This window comes from Vibrio sp. 10N.261.54.E10, assembly GCF_002877735.2.
GTDB classification, from domain to species: Bacteria; Pseudomonadota; Gammaproteobacteria; order Enterobacterales; family Vibrionaceae; genus Vibrio; species Vibrio crassostreae_C.
The window spans coordinates 1-4236 of sequence record NZ_MCXE02000010.1 but is presented as its reverse complement, the minus strand read 5'-3'; the positions used below and the strand labels follow the sequence as shown (position 1 = coordinate 4236).

2 protein-coding genes and 3 pseudogenes are annotated in these 4236 nt (G+C 44.4%); 1 reads left to right on the top strand and 4 read right to left on the bottom strand.

The window, feature by feature from the left end; all coding sequences use genetic code 11:
- Both BCU07_RS23450 and BCU07_RS23445 read right to left on the bottom strand, forming a co-directional pair.
- A pseudogene (locus BCU07_RS23450) lies at positions 1-606 on the bottom strand (hypothetical protein); the annotation flags it as partial.
- 87 nt (positions 607-693) lie between these two features.
- A pseudogene (locus BCU07_RS23445) lies at positions 694-1150 on the bottom strand (Lrp/AsnC family transcriptional regulator).
- Positions 1151-1297: 147 nt separating this feature from the next.
- Between BCU07_RS23445 and BCU07_RS23440 the strand changes: the two are divergent.
- Entirely contained in the window at positions 1298-2368 is a 1071-nt protein-coding gene (locus tag BCU07_RS23440) for a PLP-dependent cysteine synthase family protein (protein ID WP_413286213.1), read from the top strand.
- A gap of 422 nt (positions 2369-2790) precedes the next feature.
- Here BCU07_RS23440 and BCU07_RS23435 read toward each other — a convergent pair whose 3' ends face one another.
- Positions 2791-3111 (bottom strand): DUF1244 domain-containing protein, encoded by a 321-nt coding sequence (locus BCU07_RS23435; RefSeq protein WP_010439576.1) that lies wholly within the window; start codon positions 3109-3111, stop codon positions 2791-2793.
- A 144-nt stretch (positions 3112-3255) separates the two neighbouring features.
- A pseudogene (locus BCU07_RS23430) lies at positions 3256-4236 on the bottom strand (efflux RND transporter permease subunit); the annotation flags it as partial.

Below are 4236 nucleotides of genomic sequence, written 5' to 3'. Positions count from 1 at the left end.
CGCGTCTCTGCAGTAAATTAAATGGTGATAGCACCACTCCTTTCACCGCTCCTTCTGCTGCGCCCTGAGCTAATTTCACTTATCTGCCAACAAATTCGCTTGTACCAAAATATCCGGTACTTCCGCTCTTAGCATTTCAGATTCAGTAATAATCACTGGAATGGTTTGCTCTCGATAAGATACCACTTCCTCAGCAAGCATTGGTATCACATCGACACGATATCGCTTTAATTCCGTCAATGTTGGAGGAATCACATCGGTTCTAACTTGTTCGACTTCTGTTCGAACACTCTTAACTTCATCTAGAATGGCGGGGATTTTTCTATCGTGACCGATGAAACTGTGTTATTGACTTGAGCGATGGTTTTTCTAACATCTTCAACCGTCTCTAATACTTGAGGAGCAAGTTCATCAACATGCTCAGCAAATGCCAACCACTCTTCAACTTTGAGTTCTTTGGTCAGTACCGATAAGTTCTCGATCACCTGCGGGTAAGTATCAACGATTTCACCGACTTTATTGGTAAATGAGTAGATGGTGTAACCCAAATAAAAAATGGCGTACCGCCAATACCAGCTGGATAGCAGTAGATACTTTTGCAAACATGAATAGTCCTTTTCTTTATCGCAGAGGCGACATCTAAACTGAGACGATGGTTATGCTAGTGTTTATTAATCAGACACTTGCCACTGCTTAAAGCGGCAATGCTGTCGTGAACTTCAATGGTTCCATCGCAAAAGTCGATGTCACGTTAGAGATACCATCAATGCTATTCACTAAGCGTTTGTAGAAATCATCAAAGCACTTCATGTCTTTCACTTGAACCTTCATCATATAATCATACTCGCCTGCCATACGGTAGAACTCCATCACCTCTGGAAATTCCAGACACGGTGTTTACAAAACGACCGTACCACTCATGAGAGTGATCGCTGGTTTTAATCAACACGAACGCGGTAAAGGAAAGGTCGAGTTTTTCAGGATTCAACAACGCGACTTTTTTCTCAATAATGCCGTTCTCTTCAAGTCGCTTAAGCCTTTTCCAACAAGGCGTGGTCGTCAAGTTGACCGCTTCAGATATGTCATTCAACGACAGCGTGCTGTCCTCTTGTAACAGCCTTAATATCTTTTTATCTACGGCATCTATCACAATTTCACCAAACCACTTTTAAAGAGAATAATTTCTACAATTTAAGCAAAAACAAAGGAAATATGGCAAAGTTTTTCTCCTTAGATATCGCTAGATTATAACCATACCAATTACAAATAATTCCTACTTAGTATCAAGAGAATGCCTATGTGTACTGACCATCAATGGATTAACAACGCGATTCGTAAAATTGAAGCAGATTACCAACGCTCAGCGGATACGCACCTGATCAAGCTCGATTTACCTAGCGTAGAAGGCATTGATATTTATCTTAAAGATGAAAGTACACACCCTACTGGCTCTTTGAAGCATCGTTTAGCGCGTTCTCTGTTCTTATACGCTATCCGTAACGGTTGGGTTGGCTATCCAGAAATAACGATCATTGAATCTTCATCGGGCAGTACGGCGGTGTCTGAAGCGTACTTTGCTCGCCTACTTGGTCTTCCGTTTATTGCGGTAATGCCAAAATGCACAGCGAAGAAGAAGATTGAGCAGATTGAATTCTACGGCGGCCAAGCGCACCTTGTTGATCGCTCAGATGAGATTTACGATGAGTCTCGCCGTTTAGCAGAAGAGTTGAATGGTCACTACATGGACCAATTTACTTACGCTGAGCGCGCAACCGACTGGCGTGGTAACAACAACATCGCGAACTCGATTTTCAATCAAATGCAGATGGAAGATCACCCAGTTCCAGCATGGGTAGTAATGAGCCCAGGTACTGGCGGTACTTCAGCGACTATTGGCCGTTTCATTCGCTACCAACAGCATGAAACTAAGCTTTGTGTTGTCGACCCAGAGAACTCAGTATTCCTCGAATACTTCCAAACAGGCAATGCGAACGTGAAAGGCAATACATTCAGCAAGATTGAAGGTATTGGTCGCCCACGTGCAGAACCAAGCTTCATTCCTGGTGTGGTTGACGAAATGCGTAAAATCCCAGACGCAGCAAGCATCGCAACGACACATTGGTTGTCTGATATTCTTGGCCGCAAAGTTGGCGCATCAACCGGTACTAACATGTACGGTGTGCTTCAGCTAGCCAGTGAGATGAAAGCGCGTGGAGAGAAAGGTTCTATCGTGACTTTGCTATGTGACAGCGGTGAACGTTACCTAGACACTTACTTCAATGACGAGTGGGTAAATCTGAATATCGGTGACCTACAACCTTACGCGGCGAAGCTAGAAGCTTTCTCGCAAACGGGTGAGCTGGCTTAAGATCGAAACTAGCATTCATAGCTAAGACTAGGGCGTGCTGACCTTTCGTGGTTAAATTTTGTTCGGATGGGGACGCCTAGTCAAAAGCGTTTTAATCGCGGCGAAGGGGAAGTCGCCTAGTCATTCTAAGCAAATCTCCCTCAACAAAGAGTAAAACGCTTTTTGCGGGGGCGCCCAGCTCGAACCCTCCGGGCAGCGTTTGCTGGTCATTTCTACTGCGTTATCGGCTTCTCATGTAGGCTAGCTACACATCAAAGCCTCTGCCTTGTATAAATACCCTGCAACTCGCTGCAAAAATCAGCTCGAAAGATCAACACGCCCTAAATACAAAACAAAAAAGAGCCCATGATGGGCTCTTTTTGCTATAGATAGTTTGCAGTCAGTGTCGCTTATTCCTATGTCTTTACTGCTAATGCGACAAATTATTCTGGCTTCTGCTTTGCTTCAAACGCCGCTAGTTGCTCAGGTGTCGCTTTTGGCTGATGGTTTTGTTTCCACTCATCGTAAGTCATGCCATAAACGCGCTCACGAGCGTCATCGATATCCAAATCTAGGCCTTGTTGCTCAGCTTCGGCTTTGTACCATTTACTGAAACAGTTGCGGCAGAAGCCCGCCAAGATCATTAGGTCGATGTTTTGCACATCTTTATTGCTATCTAAATGTGCTAACAGGCGACGAAAGGTTGCTGCGTCTAGTTTATCTTGTTCTTCTTGAGAAAGATCTTTGTATTTAAATTCAGCCACTTTACTTTCCTTTAGTATTTGTTTTCTTGTATTCATTCGTTGAGCTGTAGTTGTTATACAAAAAAAGCCTGCCATTCGCTAGGAGCAAACGCAGGCTTTTCTATATTGTTACACTATTCCATGTTCATTGGCCGTGCGTGTTCATTAACCGTGACTGCTTCTTCCCACGTTGTCATGGCTCAGCTCTTTATTTAGAACCGCTTCCACATGACCAGGTGAACGTGTTGTGCCTGAAATCAATCGGTACATCGCAGGGATGACGAACAGAGTAACCAACGTCGCGAAGCCCATACCGAAGAAGATAACTGTACCCACTGCTACTCGGCTTTCATAGCCTGCGCCTGTTGAGGTAATCAATGGAACTGCACCGGCTAGCGTCGTAAACGCCGTCATTAAGATTGGACGCAAACGTCGTGCTGAAGCATCAATGATCGCCTTTTCAAACTCAATGCCACGGTCACGAAGTTGGTTAGCAAACTCTACGATCAGAATACCGTTTTTAGTTACCATACCGATCAACATGATCATACCTATTTGGCTGTACACGTTAAGACCTTGGTTCATCAGTACGAGGCCTAAGAAGCCACCGAAGATACCCATAGGAACCGTGAACATCACCACTAACGGGTTGATGAAAGCTTTCAAACTGCGCAGCCAATACCAAGTACGCGACTAGCATCGCTAACGCAAACACCACTAAAATACTCGATTGGTTCTCTTTGAAGTCTTTTGACTCTCCAGAGTAGCTCACAGAAATATCACCCGGTAGTTGCTCAATCGCTTGTTCATCAAGGAAGTCGAGTGCGTCACCCAACGTATAACCTTCCATTAAGTTCGCTTTAATGGTCACCGATTTCTGCTTGTTGTAGTGCGACAAACGAATCGATGAAGCGACTTCTTCAATATGCGTCAGCGTATCTAGTGTCACTAACTCACCAGATTGAGTACGCATATAGATTTGACTTAAGTCGTTAGCGTTATTGAAGCTATTTTCATCACCACGAAGGTAAACATCGTATTCTTCGCCACGGTCCACAAACGTGGTTTCGCTGCGCCCACCAAGCATGATTTCTAGCGTGTCTGAGATATCTGATACGCTGACACCCAACTCGGCTGCTCGTTGCT

Bases quoted from the DNA above. Each gene is read 5' to 3' on its own strand.
- BCU07_RS23440 (WP_413286213.1), top strand. From the start codon at position 1,298: ATGTGTACTGACCATCAATGGATTAACAACGCGATTCGTAAAATTGAA.